An 18743-nucleotide genomic window follows, 5' to 3' on the forward strand; every position below is an offset into this window, starting at 1 on the left:
CGCGCATCACAAGGCCGCACGGGCCTGCGGCCCGGCACCATCTGGTACGCTCAGCCGGTTATGTCTGCACCTTCCGCCACTGCCGGCGCCGCGCTTCCAACGCCTTCCCATCCCTCCGCCAGCCTGGCCATCGTGGTGCTGGCGCTGCTGCTGAGCATTCAGCCCGTCACCACCGATTTGTACCTGCCCGCGCTACCCGCCTTGACGCGCGACCTGGGCGCCAGTGTGGCCGCGGGGCAGCTCACGCTCAGCGCCCTGCTGCTGGCCTTTGGCTGCTCGCAACTGGTGTGGGGCCCGCTGTCAGACCGCTTTGGCCGCCGCCCTGTGCTGCTGGCGGGCCTGGGCATTTACGCGGCGGCATCGGTGGGCAGCGCCCTGGCACCCAGCATGGCCCTGCTGGTCGTGTGGCGTGTGCTGCAAGGCGCAGCCATGGGCGCGGTGGTGATGTGCGCACGCGCCATCGTGCGCGACCTGTACACCCCGCTGGCCGGTGCGCGTGCCATGTCCAAGGCGCTTACCGGGCTGGGCATCGTGGCCTGCCTGTGCGCCCCCGTGGGTGGCCTGCTGGCACAGTGGCTGGGCTGGCGCGCCGCCCTGCTGGCCCTGACGGTGTACGCCACCGCCACACTGGCCCTGGTGGCCCTGCGCATGCCCGAAACCATTTCCCACAAAAACCCCCAGGCCCTGCAACCCGGCACGCTGCTGCGCACCTGGCGCCTGGTGCTGGGCCACCCCAGCTTCTGGGCCTTCACACTGCTCACCACCGCCACTTATGGCGGCCTGTTCACTTTCCTCGCAGCCTCGTCATTCGTGTTCATCGAAGTGCTGCAGCTCACCCGCACGCAGTACGGCTGGGTGATGCTATCCACCAGCGTGGCCTACTTCTGCGGCACCTTTGTGTGCCGCAACCTGCTGGCGCGGCTGGGGCTGCGCCGCTCGGTGGCCATTGCCGGGGCCCTGAGCCTGGCCGGTGGCACGGGCCTGGCCCTGGTGGCACTGGCTGGCTCACAAAACCCGGTGGCCCTGCTGGCACCGTTTTACCTGTTCATGGTGGCGCACGGCATTCACCAGCCCTGCGGGCAAACAGGCTCGGTGGCGCCCTTTCCGCAAGCGGCTGGCGTGGCATCGGCCATGAATGGGTTCGTGATGATGCTTGCCGCCTTTGCCACAGGGGGCTGGGTGGGCTCGCACCTCAATGGCACCGTATGGCCCCTGGTGCAGGGCGTGCTCTTCTGGTCGGTGGTGCTGGGCGCCACGTCCTGGACTTTGGTACAAAAATTTGGAGAACCGCGACATGCTGCCTGAACACCTGCCCAACATTGCGCTGGCAGGCCCCACCGCATCGGGCAAAACCGCCGGGGCGCTGGCCCTGGCTGCCGTGCTGGGGCGGCGCATGCCGGTGGAGATCATCAGCGTGGACTCGGCCCTGGTGTACCGCGGCATGGACATTGGCACCGCCAAACCCACCGCGGCAGAGCGTGCCGCCGTGCCGCACCACCTCATCGACATCCGTGACCCGCTGCAGGCCTACAGCGCCGCAGAGTTTGTGCAAGACGCCACGCGCCTCATTGCCGAGATCCGCTCGCGTGGCGCCCTGCCCCTGCTGGTGGGCGGCACCATGCTGTACTTCAAGGCGCTGCTGGACGGCATTGACGACATGCCCGCCGCCAACCCCGAGGTGCGTGCCCAGCTTGAAGCCCAGGCCCAGGCCATTGGCTGGCCCGGCATGCACGCCGAGCTGGCCAAGGTAGACCCCACCACCGCCGCCCGCCTGGCACCGGGCGACAGCCAGCGCATTCAGCGCGCACTGGAGGTGTGGCATGTGTCGGGCCAGCCGCTGTCAAGCTTTCACACTACAAAAAAAGGAGCTGCCAGCGCAAGCGCAGCAAGCGCTACAGCCCTTTTTTCCTTAGAACCAGACAACCGTGCCTGGCTGCACGAACGCATTGCCCAGCGGTTTGACGCCATGCTGGCGGCAGGCTTCATGGACGAAGTGCGCGCCCTGCGTGCACGCGGCGACCTGCATGCCGACCTGCCATCCATGCGCTGCGTGGGTTACCGCCAGGCGTGGGAAGAGCTGGACTACCAGGCCCGCAAGGGGCCCGATGCGCCGCTGAACATCCCCCACTTTCGCGAGCGCGGCATCGTCGCCACGCGCCAGCTCGCCAAACGCCAGGTGACCTGGCTGCGCAGCATGCCCGAGCGCCACGCCATTGCCTGCGACCATCCCACCGCCGTGGCCGAACTGGTGCAAGCCGTGCTGCTGCGGCTAAACCAGGCCGAGCGCAGCGCAGGCGCCACTGCCTGACCTGTCACCCATGCCCACCCACAGCACGCTCACCATTCAGAACCTGGGCAAGCACTACGGCGGCACGCCCGTGTTCGCTCAGGTCGACTTCGCCGTGCAGCCCGGCGAGTTCGTGGCCATCGTGGGCGATTCGGGCGTGGGCAAATCCACCCTGCTCAACTGCCTTGCGGGGCTGGACCAGTGGGACGAAGGCGACATCACCTACACCGCCGCCAATGGCACCGCCACCCGGCTGGCCGATTTGGACGACACCGCCCGCGCCTTGTGGCGCCGCGCCCATGTGGGGTTTGTGTTCCAGGCCTTTCACGTACTGCCGCACCTGGACGTGGCGCAAAACGTGGCCCTGCCGCTGATGCTGCTGGGCCAGACAGACCCTGCCCGCGTGCAAGCCATGCTCGATGCCGTGGGCCTGGGTGCGCTGGGCAGCCGACTGCCGCAACAGCTCAGTGGCGGGCAACTGCAGCGCGTGGCCATTGCCCGCGCCCTGGTGCACCGCCCCGGCCTGCTGCTGGCCGACGAGCCCACGGGCAACCTCGACCCCACCACCGCCGCGCTGGTCATGAACTTGCTGCTGGCCCAGACGCGCGAGCAAGGGGCCTCGCTGGTGCTGGTCACCCACTCTGACGCTGCCGCTGCGCGGGCCGACCGCGTGCTGCGCCTGACGGCCAGCGGCATGGTGGGCTGAAGCCTTCGGTTACTCGATGTGCAGGCGCTGCGCGTTGCTGGCCTGCTTCTTGGGCAGGGTCAGCGTCAACACGCCGTTGTCGTACTTGGCCTTGGCCTGGCTGGCGTCCACATCGGCGGGCAGCGCAAAGCTGCGGGCCACCTGGCCAAAGTAGCGCTCTGAGCGCAGCACCTTTTCGCCGTCTGTTTGCTGGTCGTGCTGGCGCACCTCGGCGCGCAGGCTCACCACATTGCCTTCGAGCGAGACATGGATGTCCTCCTTGGCCACACCGGGCACCTCGGCGTGCACGGTGTAGCCGCCGTCAGACTCTTTCACATCCACTTTGATCTGTGCAGGCGAGGGCAGGCCGTCGCCGTGCAGCGGGCGCACGTAAAAACCCTGCGCCACATCTTTGAAGAACTCGTCCAGCAAACTGCCGCCACGGGGAATCAGAGAACTCATGGTGATGCTCCTTGAAAGTTGTGTGGAATTCAACATCTCTGGCGCACGGCTGGCACCAGACCTGCAGGCAGCCAGAGGCAGAAACCTCCACCACCTTCCCTTCCAATTTACGGCCCGCGTTCTGCCATTTCAAGAGCCCCCGCCGGGCCAACATGCGCGGGTTGATGTGCCTCAAAAAGCCCCAGCCACCGCCCCGCGCAGACCGGCCTGCACAATGCCCCCATGCTCGCACTGCTTCGCACCTTCTCGTGGCAAGACCTGCGCCACCACCCCTGGCGCAGCGCCGCGGCCATGGCGGCGGTGATGCTGGGCGTGGCGCTGGCGTTTGCCGTGCACGTCATCAACGCATCGGCGCTGGACGAGTTCTCACAGGCCGTTCGCGCCGTCAATGGCCAGCCCGACCTGGAAGTGCGCCCCATGCAAGGCACGCTGGGCGAAGACCTGTTTGCCCAGATCGCCACCCACCCCGACGTGGCCCGCGCCAACCCGGTGCTGGAGGCCACGGCCATGGCCCGCCCTGTGGCGCTAGCCCCCGTCGCTGCCCCCGTCGCCCTGCGCCTGCTGGGGGCCGATGCCCTGCTGCTGCCCGCCATGGCCCCAGTCCTCATGCCCCGGCCGTGGGAGGGCGCGGCGCGTGATGCCCTCTTTGCCCCCGCCACCGTTTACCTCAACCCCGCTGCGCTACAGTCGCTGGGCGTGCCGCCCGAGGGCAGCCAGCCCCGCCCCACGCTGCAACTGCAAACCGGCCTGCGCACCCTGGCCGTGCAAGTCGCAGGCACCGTGAGCGCCCCCGGCGCACCGCTGGCGGTGATGGACATTGGCGCCGCGCAAGACCTGCTGGGCCGCGTGGGCCAGCTCACCCGCATCGACCTGCAACTGCAGCCCGGCACCGACCGCAGCGCCTTCCAACAAGCGCTGCAAGCCCTGCCCGGCTGGCCCGCACAAGCCACGCTGGCCGAGCCGGGCGATGCGGCGCAGCGGGTGAGCAACCTCTCGCGCGCCTACCGCGTCAACCTGACCGTGCTGGCGCTGGTGGCGCTGTTCACCGGGGCGTTTCTCGTGTTCTCGGTGCTGGCCCTCAGCGTGGCGCAGCGCGGGCCGCAGTTTGCGTTGCTGGCCGTGCTGGGTGCCACGCCGCGCCAGCGGCTGGCGCTGGTGCTGGCCGAATCGGCCCTGCTGGGCGTGGCGGGCAGCCTGGCCGGGCTGGCTTTGGGCACCGCTCTGGCCAGCGCGGCGCTGCAGTTGTTGGGTGGCGACCTGGGCGGTGGCTACTTTGCCGGGGTGCAGCCCCGCCTGCAGTGGAGCCTGCCCGCCGCCCTGCTGTACGGCAGCCTGGGCGTGGCCGCCGCCGTGGCAGGCGGCTGGTGGCCCGCCCGCGCCGCGCAGGCCCTGCCGCCCGCGCAAACCCTGAAGGGCATGGGCAGTGCCAGCGGGCGCGCCGGGCGGGGCTGGGTTGGGTTGGTTTTGATAGCTGCTAGCGCTGGTTTGGCGGCGCTTCCGCCCGTTTTTGGCATCCCATTGGCGGCCTATGTGGCGATTGGCCTGCTGCTGGTGGGCGGCATTGCGCTGCTGCCCTGGGGCGTGGCCTGGCTGCTGCAGCGCCTGCAGCCGCTGGCAGCGCGCCACCCGCTCACCCTGCTGGCGCTGGAGCGCGCCCGCCGCATGCGCGGCACCGCCGCCATTGCCGTGGGCGGCGTGGTGGCCAGCCTGAGCCTGGCCGTGGCGCTGACGGTGATGGTGGCCAGCTTTCGCGGCTCGGTCATCCAGTGGCTGGACGCAGTGTTGCCCTCGCCGCTGTACGTGCGCTCGGCCCTGCAAGCTGCGGGGGGCGACGCCGCTCTGCTGCCCCCCGGCTTTGCCGAAGTGGTGGCCCGCCTGCCGGGTGTGGACAAGGTATCGCCCCTGCGCACCAGCCCCCTGCAACTGAGCGCCACCCGCCCCGCTCTCACCGTGCTCAGCCGCCCGCTGGGCACCGACCCCGCCCAGGTGCTGCCCCTCACCGGCCCGGCACTGCCCGTGCCTGCGGGGCAGATCGGCGTGTATGTGAGCGAGGCGGTGGTGGACCTGTATGGCGTGCGCCCCGGCCAGGCGTGGCCCGAGCTTTCCAAGGCTTTTATGCCTGCAGCGACCGACCATCAAGCGCAGGCAGCTACGTTTTTCATAGCAGGCGTGTGGCGCGACTATGTGCGCCAGACCGGGGCCATCACCCTCGACAGCGCCGCCTACCAGCGCCTGACGGGCGACACCCGCATCAGCGACCTGGCCCTGTGGCCTGCAGACGGGGTGGACATGGCCGCACTGCAAAGCCGCATCCGCAACGCGGCGCAGCAGGCCAGCGCGGCAGCACCAGCGGGCACCAGCGACTCAGGTGCCGCCAACCACAGCGCGGATGGCAATCCGCCCCTGGTCGAATTTGTCTCCGCCCAATCCATCCGCGAACGCTCGCTGCAAATCTTTGACCGCAGCTTCGCCGTCACCTACTGGCTGCAGGCCGTGGCCATCGGCATCGGCCTCTTCGGCGTGGCCGCCAGCTTCAGCGCCCAAGTCCTGGCCCGCCGCAAAGAATTCGGCCTGCTCGCCCACCTGGGCCTCACCCGCCGCCAGATCCTGGCCGTGGTGGCAGGCGAAGGCGCGGCATGGACGGGCATCGGTGCCATCGCAGGCGTGCTGCTGGGCCTGGCAGTGTCCGTCGTGCTGGTGCACGTGGTCAACCCGCAGAGCTTTCACTGGACGATGGAGATGAACATCCCCGCGCCGCGCTTGTGGGCGCTGTGTGCGGCGGTGGTGGTGTCAGGCACGGTGACCGCGTGGCTGGCCGGGCGGGCGGCGGCGGGGAGGGATGCGGTGATGGCGGTGAAGGAGGATTGGTGAGAGGCGTCAAAGACTGCAGCGGAGCTGCTCAAAGAACCATCAAAAGCTTCATACCCCACTCACTGGTCAAATTTAAGTCCACTTGATCCCTACTTATGCATCCACTAATAATTTCAGGAAAATTCAAAACATAATTTCCACAAAACAACAATTCAGCAAAGGAGCTCTCAGTGGACCGAAAATTACTGAAATTACCGTTTCGAGCAAGCAGTACGCCAGATTGGGTTTGCCCGGCTTACGAACTAACCGAGCATGTTCTTCAAGAAATATACGAACCACGAATCAAGAAACTAAAAGCCATCGCAAAGAAGGTGAATAAGAAAAAAGGTCCCGGCAGCTAATTTATTCAAAATTATCCGACCGGCAAAAAAACTAACTGGAAGACGATTGCGTAAAACGTGAATTTTCTACTCAAATGCCAAAAATTGACTATTTGAGCCTTTGAGTAAATATTTGCCGACGATCAATCCACTCAAACGATCCTCATGACCCTCCCCTCCCCCTGGCTCCACGAAGCCATCGCCCGCATCGAAGCCGATTACCAGCGAAGCGCCGACACCCACCTGATCCCGCTGCGCCTGCTCGCCTTTGCTGCGCACGGCATTGACCTGTACCTCAAAGACGAATCCACGCACCCCACGGGCAGCCTGAAGCACCGGCTGGCGCGGTCGCTGTTTTTGTATGCGCTGTGCAATGGCTGGCTGCATGAGGGCTCGACGGTGGTGGAGGCATCGAGCGGCTCCACTGCAGTGAGCGAGGCCTACTTTGCGCGACTGCTGGGCCTGCCGTTTGTGGCGGTGATGCCGCGCAGCACCTCGCCCGAGAAGATTGCGCAGATCGAGTTTCACGGTGGGCGCTGCCATCTGGTGGGCAGTGCGGGCCAGGTGTATGAGGAGGCCCGAGCCATTGCGGCGGAGACGGGCGGGCATTACATGGACCAGTTCACCTATGCCGAGCGGGCCACCGACTGGCGGGGCAACAACAACATTGCCGAGAGCATGTTCACCCAGATGGCGCGCGAGCGGCACCCGGTGCCGCGCTGGATTGTGGTGGGCGCAGGCACGGGCGGCACCAGCGCTACCATGGGCCGTTATGTGCGCTACCAGCGGCATGCCACGCAGGTGTGCGTGGCCGACCCGGCGGGTTCGGTGTTCAGCGCCTACCACCGCACGGGCGATGCCAGCCTGACGGCCCCCGGCTCGCGCATTGAAGGCATTGGCCGCCCACGGGTGGAGCCGAGCTTTATTCGCACGCTGGTAGACCGCATGGTGGATGTGGCGGATGTGGATTCGGTCGCCGCCATGCGGGTGCTGTCGCAACTGCTGGGGCTGCGCGTGGGGCCATCCACCGGCACCAACTTTGTGGCGATGCTCACGCTGGCGCATGAGATGCGTGAGCGGGGCGAGAGCGGCTCGATCCTGTCGCTGCTGTGCGATGCGGGGGAGCGGTATTTGCCCACGTACTACAACTGCGACTGGGTGCACCAGACGATGGGCGACTGCGCAGGCGCAGAGCAGCGCCTGAACGCGCTGCTGGCCTGACACCATGGCTGGCTTGCCCCCTTGGCCACAGTCACAGCCCCCCACAGCGGCGGGCATGTCACCACGCTTTGCCCGGCGGCAGTGGCTGGCCTGGGCATTGGTCATGGCTGGTGCCGCCACGGCGCGTGATGGCTTGGCGTTGCCAGCGAAGACCTTGCAGTTTCCGCGCGACCACGGCAGCCACCCTGACCTGCGCACCGAGTGGTGGTACATCACCGGGCACGCGTTTGCGGATGGCCGGCCCTGGGGGTTTCAGGTGACGTTTTTCCGCTCGCGCATGGATGCCACACAAACCATGCGGTCAGCGTTTGCCGCCAAGCAGCTGCTGTTTGCCCACGCGGCCATTACCGATGTGCAGGGGCAAAAGCTGCTGCACGACCAGCGCGTGGCGCGCGCCGGGTTTGGCGTGGCAGAAGCCAGCGAAGCCGACACGGCAGTGCGGCTGCGCGACTGGAGCTTGCTGCGGCAGAACGCGCCGGGCCCTGGCGCGGATGCAACTGCAAGCCGCTATACCGCACGGATCACGGGTGAGCAATTTGGTTTGCAACTGCAGTTTGAATCCACCCAACCCTTGTTGCTGCAGGGGCAGCGGGGTTTGTCGCGCAAGGGGCCGTTGGCCGAACAGGCCAGCTACTACTACAGCCAGCCCCAGCTGGCCGTGAGCGGCAGCATGGTGGTGGGCGGCCGCACCCTGCCCATTGACCCCACCCGACCTGCACGCGCCTGGATGGACCATGAATGGAGCGAAGCCCTGTTGGCAGACGATGCAGTGGGGTGGGACTGGATCGGGATGAACCTGCACGACGGCAGTGCGCTCACGGCCTTCCGGCTGCGGCGCGCCGATGGATCGGCGCTGTGGGCTGGTGGATCGTTCAGAGGCGCGGGCCAGATAACGCCACAGGTGTTCTCAGCCACCGACGTATCGTGGCGCCCGCTGCGGTGGTGGACCAGCCCCCAAAGCGGCGCCCGCTACCCAGTGCAGTGGGAGGTGCAAACCCCGGTCGGCACCTACACGGTGAATGCGGTGCTGGACGCGCAAGAGCTGGACAGCAGTGCGTCTACCGGCGCGGTGTATTGGGAGGGGTTGTCGAACCTGACCCACGCCAATGGCCAAGCGGCGGGCCGCGGTTATCTGGAAATGACGGGGTACACCAAGGCTATGCGACTGTAGCCGGAATGCCTTTGGGCCAACCACAGCGCGGCAGGCAGGGCTGAACCCAAAAAAAGAGCCTGGGGCTGGTAGCCGCAGGCTCTTTGAACGGCGCGCCACCACGCGCCAAACATGAAGAACTCAGTCCTGGCTCAACGCCAAAGCCTGCCCCCGTTGGGGTGCAGCACTGCTGGCCCATGAACCAACGGTGCCGTGGTCGAGCTTGAAGCCGGCTACGGCTTCTGCCAGCGCCACCGCCTGGTGTTGCAGCGATTGCGCGGCGGCGGTGGCTTCTTCCACCAGGGCAGCGTTTTGCTGGGTGGCCTGGTCCATCAGCGTCACGGCGCTGCCCACCTCGGCAATGCCCGTGCTTTGCTCCTGGCTGGCCAGGCTGATGTCGGCCACGATGGTGGTGACCTTGCGCACGCTTTCCACCACCTTGTCCATGGTGGCGCCAGCCTCTTGCACCAGCTTGCTGCCAGCCTCCACTTGCGAGGCCGATTCGCTGATCAGCTCCTTGATCTCCTTGGCGGCTGTGGCGCTGCGTTGGGCCAGCGTGCGCACTTCAGAGGCCACCACTGCAAAGCCGCGCCCTTGCTCACCGGCGCGGGCGGCCTCCACCGCAGCGTTCAGGGCCAGGATGTTGGACTGGAAGGCAATGCCGTCAATGACACCAATGATGTCCACGATCTTGCGGGCCGAGGCGTCAATTCCGCCCATGGTCTGCACCACCTGGCCCACCACCGTGCTGGCGTGCGAAGCCACTTGCGAAGCGCCGGTGGCCAGCTCGTTGGCTTGACGGGCATTGGCGGCGTTTTGCTGCACCGTAGCCGTCAGCTCTTCCATGGCGGCGGCGGTTTCTTCAAGCGAGCCTGCTTGCTGTTCAGTGCGTGCCGACAAATCCTGGTTGCCGCTGGCAATCTCGGTCGAGGCAAGGCGCACCGACTCCGAAGATTCGCGGATGCTGACCAGCACCTTGGCGATCTTGTCCACGAACTGGTTGAACGACGTGGCAATGGCGGCCAGCTCGTCCTTGCCCTGGGTTTCCAGACGGCGTGTGAGATCGCCCTCACCCGATGCGATGTCACGCAGCGCATCGCTGACCAGGCCCAGACGACGCAGCTGGCGGCTCACGGCCACTGTCAGCAGTGCCACAGCCACCAAGACGCTGAGCACGGTGATCAGGCCAGCGATCTGCAGCATCACGGTGACGGCATGGGTGGCTTCGGCGCGATCGATGGCAATGGCCAGGGTCCATGGAGTGCCTTCCACCTTGGCTGCGTAGAGCATCTGGTCTGCGCCGTCGATCAACACATCGGCACGCGTGCTGTCAGAGGCCAGCTTCGTGAGCATGCCAGCATCAATGCCTTTGGCAATTTCTGAGGCGGGCTTCAGGGCCAGATCCGCCTTGGGGTTGGCCAGCAGTTTGCCTTCCCCATCAATCAGGAAGGCAAAGCTCTTGGAGATGGGACGAATGGCGGCCACTTTTTTGGTCACCGTGTCCAGATGCATGTCGGTACCCACCTCAGCCGTGGGTTGACCTGCGGGGCCTACGGGTTCAGCGAAGGTGATGGTGAGCTTGCCAGGCTCGCGTCCACATAGGCAGGCGTCAGCACCGGCGCACCGGCCTGCGCTGCCTGCTTGTACCAAGGCCGGGCGGTGCCGTCGTAGCCCTCGGGCATGGGGTGGTCAAAGATATTGCGCTTGTCGGCTTACACAAAATACGTGTCGTCGAACGCGCCGGCCTGTTTGGCTGCCCGCAAAAATGGCAAAGGCTCTGACTGGCCCACCGCCAGTTTCAGGGAGCCCGTAATACGTTGCTTCTCACGCACCCATTCCGCCAACTCGTTGGCGTGTGATCGGGTGACCTGCCCCACCCGGTAATCCAGCTGCGTCAGCGTGTCCTTGCGCACCATGAAAAAGGTGGCCAAGGCCAGCGTCAAAAGAGAGAAAACGGTGATCGCTACGCAAATGGCGATCAATCTGGCGCGCAGGGTTTGAAACATATCACCACCTGAAGTATGTAAGTGTTTGCAAATTATGGAGCGCCCTAGCCTGCTTGTATCTAGACATTTCCACGACTTCAGGATCGTTGCTGAGCGAATACGAACGGCCCATCTGCCAACGCGCAACCGCTCGCAAGATACCGATAGGCCAAACCCAACAACGGTGGGCCTAAGCTGGGCAAAAAAGGGAGAAATGGCGCGAACTGCTTCGGTGCAGGCAGCACCGCACCGGGCTGGATACGCACAGAGGCAGAACTCATGCCCTAGGCCCGCCCCCCCACGAAAGCAGCGGCGCAGACCCGGGCAAGCGTCTATTGCAGCGGCTCTTTCAGTGCTGGGGGCAGCGGCAGCACCGGAATGCCCTCTTCCAGCAGCTGCAGCGTTTGATCAATGTTTGCTTGCCCACGAATGGGGCGTTGGTCAGCTTCACCCCAATGCATTTTGCGGGCTTCTTCGGTGAAGCGTTCGCCCACGTCCTCAGACTGAGCAACAGCTTGCCGCATCCGCTGCAGCCACGCCGCAGCCTGCGAAGCGTCTGAGGGTAGCTGAGGCGGTGGCGAAGGTTCGGCGGTGGGCACCTGCGCACTGGCTGACGCCGAAGCGCGCAAATTCAGGCGCGGAGCGCTGAGGCGTTTTTGTATCTGGTCATCCCCACACAGAGGGCACTGAACCAGCCCTTTGCCAAGCTGGGATTGGAAGTCTTCCTCTGACGCAAACCAGCCTTCAAAGACATGTTCGCTACGGCAGTGCAGATCCAACACCTTCATGGTAACAATCGCTCAGAAGGAAAAAGCTCGGCAGACTCAGCTATGGCGCCGCAATAGATACCGGTACACAAAGCCCGGAAACGCCAGCGTGAGAAACAACGTACCGGTGATGGCGTAGAACTCCCACCCCTGGGGAGCATTCTGGCCAGCACGACGCTCCAGCAACATCGCAAAGCCGCCCACCAGAAAGTACAAGACGACCAGTTCCACCAAACGGATGAGCAACCCTTTGCGAGGCGAAGCCACAGGCCCCACCAACGCCACCCGGTGGTTGAGGAAAGGCAAGTTGGCCGCCACCAGAGCAGCCAAAATCACCAGCCAAATGGCAGCGGTCTGTGACACAGACGCCTCAGGTCGCCAGGGCGCGGACGATAGCGTCAGCGCACAGTGCCATCAAACCGCCTGGCAACAAGCCCAACACCAGCACCAATGCGCCGTTCAAAGTCAAGACAAACCGAACGTCGAGCGGAGCGGATACGCTGGTGGCGGTCAATGGCGCGTCGAAATACATCACCTTCACGACGCGCAGGTAATAGAACGCACCGATCAGCGACATAACCACTGCAAACACGGCCAGCGCGATATAAGCGGTCTGCCCAGAAGCCAGCAACGACTGCAGCACCGCCAGCTTGGCGTAGAAGCCCACCAGTGGAGGAATACCAGCCATGGAGAACAGGCAGATAGCCATCACACCTGCGTACAAGGGGCTGCGCTGGTTGAGACCCGCCAGATCCGAAATCTCTTCGCTTTCAAAACCTTCGCGAGCCAACAGCAGAATGACACCGAACGTGGCCAAGGTAGTCAACACGTAGGTCACGACATAGAACATCGAAGCGCTGTATGCGTTCTCCGCCACGGCCGAATTCACCTGCCCGTTGATCACCCCGGACAGCAGGCCCAGCAACACAAAGCCCATTTGAGAAATGGTCGAGTACGCCAGCATCCGCTTGAGATTGGTCTGCGCGATGGCGGCCAGGTTACCAATCAACAGCGAGCCGATGGCGAGCACAGCCAACATTTGCTGCCAATCGATGGCCAAAGGCAGCAGTCCGTCTACCAGCAAGCGCATGGTGATGGCGAACGCAGCCAGCTTGGGCGCGCTACCAATCATCAGTGTGATGGCGGTGGGAGCACCTTGGTACACATCAGGAATCCACATGTGGAAGGGAACCACACCCAGCTTGAAGGCCAAGCCAGCCACGACAAACACCAAACCAAATACCAGCACCTGGTGCTTGACCTGACCCGAAAGCACGGCCTTGAACACTTGCCCGATATCCAAAGAACCTGTGGCGCCATAGAGCATGGACAGGCCGTAGAGCAAGAAACCGCTGGCCATGGCACCCAGCACGAAATACTTCATGGCCGCTTCGGTCGCGGTCGCATTGTCGCGGCGCAAGGCCACCAGGGCGTAGCTGGACAGCGTCAGCAGCTCCAAGCCCAGGTAAATGACCAGGAAGTTGTTGCCGGAGATCATGATGAACATGCCCAGCAAGGCAAACATCGAGAGCGTGAACATTTCGCCGCCGCGCAGCATGTCGCGGTCTGCAGCGTAGGGGCGTGAGTAGACCAAGGTCACCATGACTGCAATCGTGGCAAAGCACTTGAGCCAATTGCCCATGGCGTCACTGACCACCATGTTGCCGAAACCATAAAAGGTGTTGCCACTGCTGGCGTACACACCTTCGAGGGCAGCCACCACAGCCAGTGTCAGCATGGTCAGCACATAGGTTGCCGTGCGACGGGGGCTCTTCACCCACAGGTCAACCAGCGCGATCACGCAGGCCATCACAAGAAGCACGATCTCGGGGTAGACCGCAAGCCAGCTGATGTTGTCAATCATCTCAAATCTCTCTGTTCTGTCTGTCGGTCAGTTCAGCTTTTGCAGGGCCACATGCTTGAGCAATTCAGCCACCGAGGTATCCATCACGTCGGTGAAGGGGCGTGGGTACAAGCCCATTGCCAGGACGGCAATCGCCAACAGCGACAAAATCAGAAACTCGCGGCTGCCGATATCGGTCAGTTCCTTGACGTGGCTGTTTCCCACGGGGCCCAGATAGACACGCTTGAACATCCACAGTGTGTAGGCAGCGCCAAAAATCAACGCGGTTGCAGCAGCCAGGCCAATCCAGAAATTCGCTTTGACAGCGCCCAGAATCACCATCCACTCGCCCACAAAACCGGCAGTGCCCGGCAGCCCGCAGTTGGCCATGGCAAACAACAATGCAAACGCAGTGAAGTTGGGCATGGTGTTGACGACGCCACCATAGGCAGCAATCTCACGCGAGTGAACGCGGTCGTACAACACACCAATGGACAGGAACATGGCACCCGACACAAAGCCGTGCGCAATCATCTGAACCAAGCCGCCAGAGACGCCCAGGTCATTGAAGATGAAGAAGCCCAGCGTGACAAAGCCCATGTGTGCGACCGAAGAGTACGCCACCAGTTTCTTCATGTCTTTCTGGACCATGGCGACCAAACCGACATAGATCACAGCGACCAAAGACAGGGCAATCATCAGCCATGCCCATTCGCGCGATGCATCTGGAGCAATGGGCAGCGAGAAGCGCAGGAAACCATAGGCGCCCAGCTTCAGCATGATGGCCGCCAGCACGGCGGAACCACCCGTAGGAGCCTCCACGTGCACGTCAGGCAACCAAGTGTGCACAGGCCACATCGGCACCTTGACTGCAAACGCTGCAAAGAAAGCGAAGAACAACAGTGTCTGGGCCGTGCTGCTCAGTGGCATCTTGTGCCAGGCTGCAATATCAAAGCTGCCACCTGATTGGTTGTACAGGTAGATCAGCGCGATCAGCATCAACAGGGAGCCGAGCAGCGTGTACAGGAAGAACTTGAAGGCCGCGTAGATCTTGTTTGGACCACCCCAGATACCGATGATCAGGTACATCGGGATCAGCGTGGCTTCAAAAAAGACGTAGAACAACATGCCGTCCAAGGCCGTGAACACGCCAATCATCAGCCCCGACAAAATCAGGAAAGCGCCCATGTACTGGTTGACGCGCTCTGTAATGGACTCCCAGGAGGCCAACACCACAATCACTGTGATGAAAGCTGTCAGGGGCACGAACCAAAACGAAATACCGTCAACGCCCAGGTGGTAGTTGATATTGAAGCGCTCGATCCAAACCGCTTTCTCCACGAACTGCATGGCAGCAGTACCCGTCTGAAAGCCGCCATACAAAGGCAGGGTCACCAGCAGACCGGCCAGCGCACCAATCAATGCAATCCAACGCACTGCACGCGCGTGCTCATCGCGCCCCAAAGCGAGCAAAACGGCACCAAAAACGATAGGCGTCCAGATTGCGAGACTCAACAACGAACTCATTTTGTTGTTTTCCTTATTTGATGAGTTGCATGAAGAAGTCGCCCCAGACAAACCAAGTCATCAGTGCGAACACACCCAGAATCATCACCAAGGCGTAGTGGAAGATAAAGCCCGACTGAACCCAGCGCACCACGCCAGAAATAGCGCCGACCAGCTTCCACGAGCCGTTCACCACCCCTCCATCGATGATGGCCTGATCGCCGACCTTCCAGAGGCCAACACCCAAGGCACGAGCTCCCTTAGCCAAGATGTTCTCGTTGATCCAGTCGAGGTAGTACTTGTTTTCCAGCAGGCGGTACAGAGGCTGTACGCGCGCCTTGATGCCTGCGGGCAAAGCGGGGTTGACCATGTACATGTAGTACGACAAGGCCACCCCAGCTAAAGCCAGCCAGAACGGTGCAGTTTGGAGACCGTGCAACGCCATCGCCACGGGGCCGTGGAAAATCTCGCCCAGTTTGGCCATTGCAGGGTGCTTGGCTGCATCCACAAAAATCACGTCTTTGAAGAAATCGCCAAACAACATGGGCTGAATGAACATGAAACCCACCACCACCGATGGGATGGCCAGTAGCACGAGAGGAACCGTCACCACCCAAGGAGATTCGTGGGGCTCATGATGGTCATCATGCCCGTGGTGGTCACCATGGTGAGCATCAGGGTTCTGGTCAAACCGCTCCTTGCCATGGAAGACCAAGAAATACATGCGGAACGAATAGAACGCGGTCACGAAGACGCCAGCCAGCACCGCGAAATGCGCGAACCCAGCAGCAGGAAGATGGCTGAAATGCACGGCCTCAATGATGCTGTCCTTGGAGTAGAAACCCGAGAACAGCGGAGTACCAATCAACGCCAGGGAACCAAGCAACGAAGTGATCCAGGTGATCGGCATGTACTTGCGTACCCCGCCCATCCAGCGGATATCTTGGTTGTGGTGCATGCCCATGATGACGGAGCCAGCGCCCAAGAACAGCAGAGCCTTGAAAAACGCGTGCGTCATCAGATGGAACACGGCCACCGAATAAGCGGAAGCGCCCAATGCCACCGTCATGTAACCCAACTGCGACAGCGTGGAATAAGCCACCACGCGCTTGATGTCGTTTTGGATGATGCCCAGGAAACCCATGAACAGCGCTGTGATGGAACCAATCACCAGGATGAAATTCAGAGCGGTGTCTGACAATTCAAACAAGGGCGACATGCGCGATACCATGAAAATGCCAGCAGTCACCATCGTGGCCGCGTGAATCAACGCAGAAATGGGAGTGGGACCTTCCATCGAGTCAGGCAGCCACACATGCAGCGGAAACTGCGCCGACTTGCCCATGGCGCCGATGAACAGGCAGATGCAAATCACTGTGACCAGCATCCAGCCAGTGCCCGGGAAGTTCAGAGCACCAAGTTCGTTCGATTTCGCGAAGATTTCACCGTAATTCAGGGTGCCTGTGTATGCGGCGATCAAACCGATACCCAGAATGAATCCAAAGTCACCAACCCGATTCACCAAAAAAGCCTTCATGTTGGCAAAAATGGCCGACGGCTTGTTGAACCAGAAACCGATCAGAAGATAAGAGACCAGGCCTACTGCCTCCCAGCCGAAGAACAGCTGCAGCAGGTTGTTGCTCATGACCAGCATGAGCATGGAGAAAGTGAACAGCGAAATGTAGGCAAAGAAGCGGTTGTAGCCGTCGTCTTCCTCCATGTAACCGATGGTGTAGATATGGACCATCAGCGACACAAAAGTAACCACGACCATCATCATGGCGGTCAGGCTGTCAACCAGAAAGCCCACTTCCATCTTGAGACCACCAACCACCATCCACGTGTACAGCGTCTCGTTGAAGCGCGCGCCATCCAATGCAACGCTCTTGAGCGTCATGGCAGAGAGAATAAAGGCAACCAGCACACCCAGGATCGTCAGCGTGTGGCTGAGGCGACGCCCAATCCAGTTGCCGCCAAAGGTTGTACCGAATACGCCAGCCAGCAAAGCGCCCGCCAGCGGAGCCAGCGGAACAGCCAGGAGCGTTGAAGCAGAGAGGGTTTGACTCATTCTTGAGAACCTAGGGAATACGGGTGGCTCATCAACCCTTGAGGGTGTTGAGGTCTTCTGCGTTGATGCTGGTCTTGTTTCGGAACAGCAGCACCAGAATGGCCAGCCCGATAGCGGACTCAGCTGCGGCCACGGTCAAGATAAAAAACACGAACACCTGCCCGTGCATGTCATCCAGATAATGGGAGAACGCGACAAAGTTCATGTTGACGGCCAGCAGCATCAGCTCAATCGCCATCAACAAAACAATCAGGTTCTTGCGGTTCAGAAAAATGCCGATGACCGACAAAGCAAACAGCATCGCACCCAGCGACAGAAAATGCCCCAAAGTCAAAGTCATGCTTTTTTCTCCTCGACTGGCGCCGCTTCTGGCAAAGGTTCGGATGGTTTCTGCGTAGCAGCCACCTTCACCACTTCCAGACGGTCGCGAGCGCGAACACGAACCTGGTTCGCAGGGTTGATCGCCTTGCTGTCCTTGCGCTGGCGCAGCGTCAGGGCAATGGCAGCGATCATGGCCACCAGCAGAATCACAGCAGCGATTTCAACGGGGTACAGGTACTGTGTGTACAGCAGCTTACCCAGCGCCTTGGTGTTGGAATATTGGACGACCTGCCCTGCAGCATCCAACAAAGGAGCTACAGCCTTCGGCTCCTCAAGGCCGCGGAAGCCGCCCATGAGCACAGCAGCCATCTCCAGCGCAATCAAGGCGCCCACCGTAGCTGCCAGAGGGAAGTGCTTCCAGAAACCCTTGCGCACAGTGTCGATGTGAATATCCAGCATCATCACCACGAAAAGGAATAGCACCATCACGGCGCCCAAATAGACCAGCACCAGTGCGATAGCGAGAAACTCTGCCTTCAGAAGCAACCAAACAGCTGCCGCCTGGGAGAAAGCAAGAATGAGATACAGCACCGCATGCACGGGGTTACGTGCGGTGATGACGCGGAAGGCTGCAAAGAGCAGCACAACCGAGAACAGATAAAAGAAACCAGTCTTGGCATCCATGGATCGGGTCTTTATAGAGAGTCTGGCAAACAGGCTGAGTCCAACACCGATCAGCGGTATTTGGCGTCTGCAGCCTTGGCCGCAGCAATTTCGCCTTCGTAGCGGTCACCCACTGCCAAGAGCATGTCCTTCGTGAAATACAGGTCGCCCCGCTTTTCGCCGTGGTACTCGAAAATGTGCGTTTCCACAATGGAATCCACTGGGCAACTTTCTTCGCAAAAGCCGCAGAAGATGCACTTCGTCAAATCGATGTCATACCGGGTGGTGCGACGCGAACCATCATCACGGACGTCTGATTCAATCGTGATGGCCATCGCAGGGCAGACAGCTTCGCAGAGCTTGCAAGCAATGCAACGCTCTTCCCCATTTTCATAGCGACGCAGTGCGTGAAGACCACGGAACCGAGGGGACAGAGGTGTCTTTTCCTCAGGGAATTGAACGGTCACCTTGCGGCGGAATGCATAACGCCCCGTAAGGGCCATGCCCTTGAGCAATTCCACGAGCATGAAGCTCTTAAGGAAGTCTTTGAAAGAGAAAGGTGCAGCAGCAACAACGGCAGTCATTTGTGTCCCC

Annotated in this window: 15 protein-coding genes and 1 pseudogene; 6 read left to right on the top strand and 10 right to left on the bottom strand. The window is 62.1% G+C overall.

What is annotated here, in order from left to right; translation table 11 throughout:
* Nucleotides 1-60: 60 nt before the first annotated feature.
* From BDD18_RS04925 to BDD18_RS04935, 3 genes are read left to right on the top strand one after another with little or no spacing between them, the layout of a single operon-like run.
* On the top strand, nucleotides 61-1305 hold the full coding sequence (locus BDD18_RS04925) for a multidrug effflux MFS transporter (protein WP_142081712.1): 1245 nt from the start codon (nucleotides 61-63) through the stop codon (nucleotides 1303-1305).
* Nucleotides 1295-2308, top strand: coding sequence for a tRNA (adenosine(37)-N6)-dimethylallyltransferase MiaA (miaA, locus tag BDD18_RS04930; RefSeq protein ID WP_142081714.1), 1014 nt, complete (start codon nucleotides 1295-1297; stop codon nucleotides 2306-2308). Before BDD18_RS04925 ends, miaA begins: the two co-directional genes overlap by 11 nt.
* A 10-nt stretch (nucleotides 2309-2318) precedes the next feature.
* Nucleotides 2319-2993: an ABC transporter ATP-binding protein gene (locus BDD18_RS04935; RefSeq protein WP_142081716.1), complete on the top strand. Its 675-nt coding sequence runs from the start codon at nucleotides 2319-2321 to the stop codon at nucleotides 2991-2993.
* 9 nt (nucleotides 2994-3002) lie between these two features.
* Here the strand turns inward: BDD18_RS04935 and BDD18_RS04940 are convergent, their stop codons facing one another.
* A complete protein-coding gene (locus tag BDD18_RS04940; RefSeq protein ID WP_142081717.1) occupies nucleotides 3003-3434 on the bottom strand; it encodes an Hsp20/alpha crystallin family protein in 432 nt (143 codons plus the stop codon).
* A gap of 222 nt (nucleotides 3435-3656) precedes the next feature.
* On the opposite strand from BDD18_RS04940, the gene BDD18_RS04945 reads away from it, so the two are divergent.
* From BDD18_RS04945 to BDD18_RS04955, 3 genes are all read left to right on the top strand, one after another.
* Nucleotides 3657-6305, top strand: a complete 2649-nt coding sequence (locus BDD18_RS04945) for an FtsX-like permease family protein (protein ID WP_142081719.1) — start codon at nucleotides 3657-3659, stop codon at nucleotides 6303-6305.
* Nucleotides 6306-6790: 485 nt separating this feature from the next.
* On the top strand, nucleotides 6791-7846 hold the full coding sequence (locus tag BDD18_RS04950) for a PLP-dependent cysteine synthase family protein (protein WP_142081720.1): 1056 nt from the start codon (nucleotides 6791-6793) through the stop codon (nucleotides 7844-7846).
* A 55-nt stretch (nucleotides 7847-7901) separates the two neighbouring features.
* Nucleotides 7902-9017, top strand: coding sequence for a lipocalin-like domain-containing protein (locus BDD18_RS04955; RefSeq protein WP_142081722.1), 1116 nt, complete (start codon nucleotides 7902-7904; stop codon nucleotides 9015-9017).
* 120 nt (nucleotides 9018-9137) lie between these two features.
* On the opposite strand, the pseudogene BDD18_RS22720 reads toward BDD18_RS04955, so the two are convergent.
* From BDD18_RS22720 to nuoI, 9 genes and pseudogenes are all read right to left on the bottom strand, one after another.
* Nucleotides 9138-11002 (bottom strand): annotated as a pseudogene (locus BDD18_RS22720) (methyl-accepting chemotaxis protein).
* 311 nt (nucleotides 11003-11313) lie between these two features.
* The gene (locus tag BDD18_RS04965) at nucleotides 11314-11769 is read right to left on the bottom strand and encodes a DUF1178 family protein (RefSeq protein ID WP_066691290.1); all 456 of its coding nucleotides are present in this window, start codon (nucleotides 11767-11769) and stop codon (nucleotides 11314-11316) included.
* A 36-nt stretch (nucleotides 11770-11805) separates the two neighbouring features.
* Nucleotides 11806-12111 carry a DUF2818 family protein gene (locus BDD18_RS04970; protein WP_066691293.1) on the bottom strand — a complete coding sequence of 102 codons (306 nt, stop codon included), beginning with the start codon at nucleotides 12109-12111 and terminating at the stop codon, nucleotides 11806-11808.
* Nucleotides 12112-12118: 7 nt separating this feature from the next.
* A complete protein-coding gene (nuoN, locus tag BDD18_RS04975; RefSeq protein ID WP_044401377.1) occupies nucleotides 12119-13612 on the bottom strand; it encodes an NADH-quinone oxidoreductase subunit NuoN in 1494 nt (497 codons plus the stop codon).
* Nucleotides 13613-13639: 27 nt separating this feature from the next.
* Complete coding sequence (locus BDD18_RS04980; RefSeq protein WP_066788798.1) at nucleotides 13640-15118, bottom strand: NADH-quinone oxidoreductase subunit M; 1479 nt, start codon at nucleotides 15116-15118, stop codon at nucleotides 13640-13642.
* Between the two features lie 13 nt (nucleotides 15119-15131).
* Complete coding sequence (nuoL, locus tag BDD18_RS04985) at nucleotides 15132-17165, bottom strand: NADH-quinone oxidoreductase subunit L (protein ID WP_066691299.1); 2034 nt, start codon at nucleotides 17163-17165, stop codon at nucleotides 15132-15134.
* 31 nt (nucleotides 17166-17196) lie between these two features.
* On the bottom strand, nucleotides 17197-17505 hold the full coding sequence (nuoK, locus tag BDD18_RS04990; protein ID WP_044401370.1) for an NADH-quinone oxidoreductase subunit NuoK: 309 nt from the start codon (nucleotides 17503-17505) through the stop codon (nucleotides 17197-17199).
* Entirely contained in the window at nucleotides 17502-18170 is a 669-nt protein-coding gene (locus tag BDD18_RS04995) for an NADH-quinone oxidoreductase subunit J (protein WP_044401367.1), read from the bottom strand. Before BDD18_RS04995 ends, nuoK begins: the two co-directional genes overlap by 4 nt.
* 50 nt (nucleotides 18171-18220) lie before the next feature.
* Nucleotides 18221-18733, bottom strand: a complete 513-nt coding sequence (gene nuoI, locus BDD18_RS05000; RefSeq protein WP_044401364.1) for an NADH-quinone oxidoreductase subunit NuoI — start codon at nucleotides 18731-18733, stop codon at nucleotides 18221-18223.
* Nucleotides 18734-18743 lie beyond the last annotated feature (10 nt).

The organism is Acidovorax temperans (assembly GCF_006716905.1).
GTDB classification, from domain to species: Bacteria; Pseudomonadota; Gammaproteobacteria; order Burkholderiales; family Burkholderiaceae_C; genus Acidovorax; species Acidovorax temperans.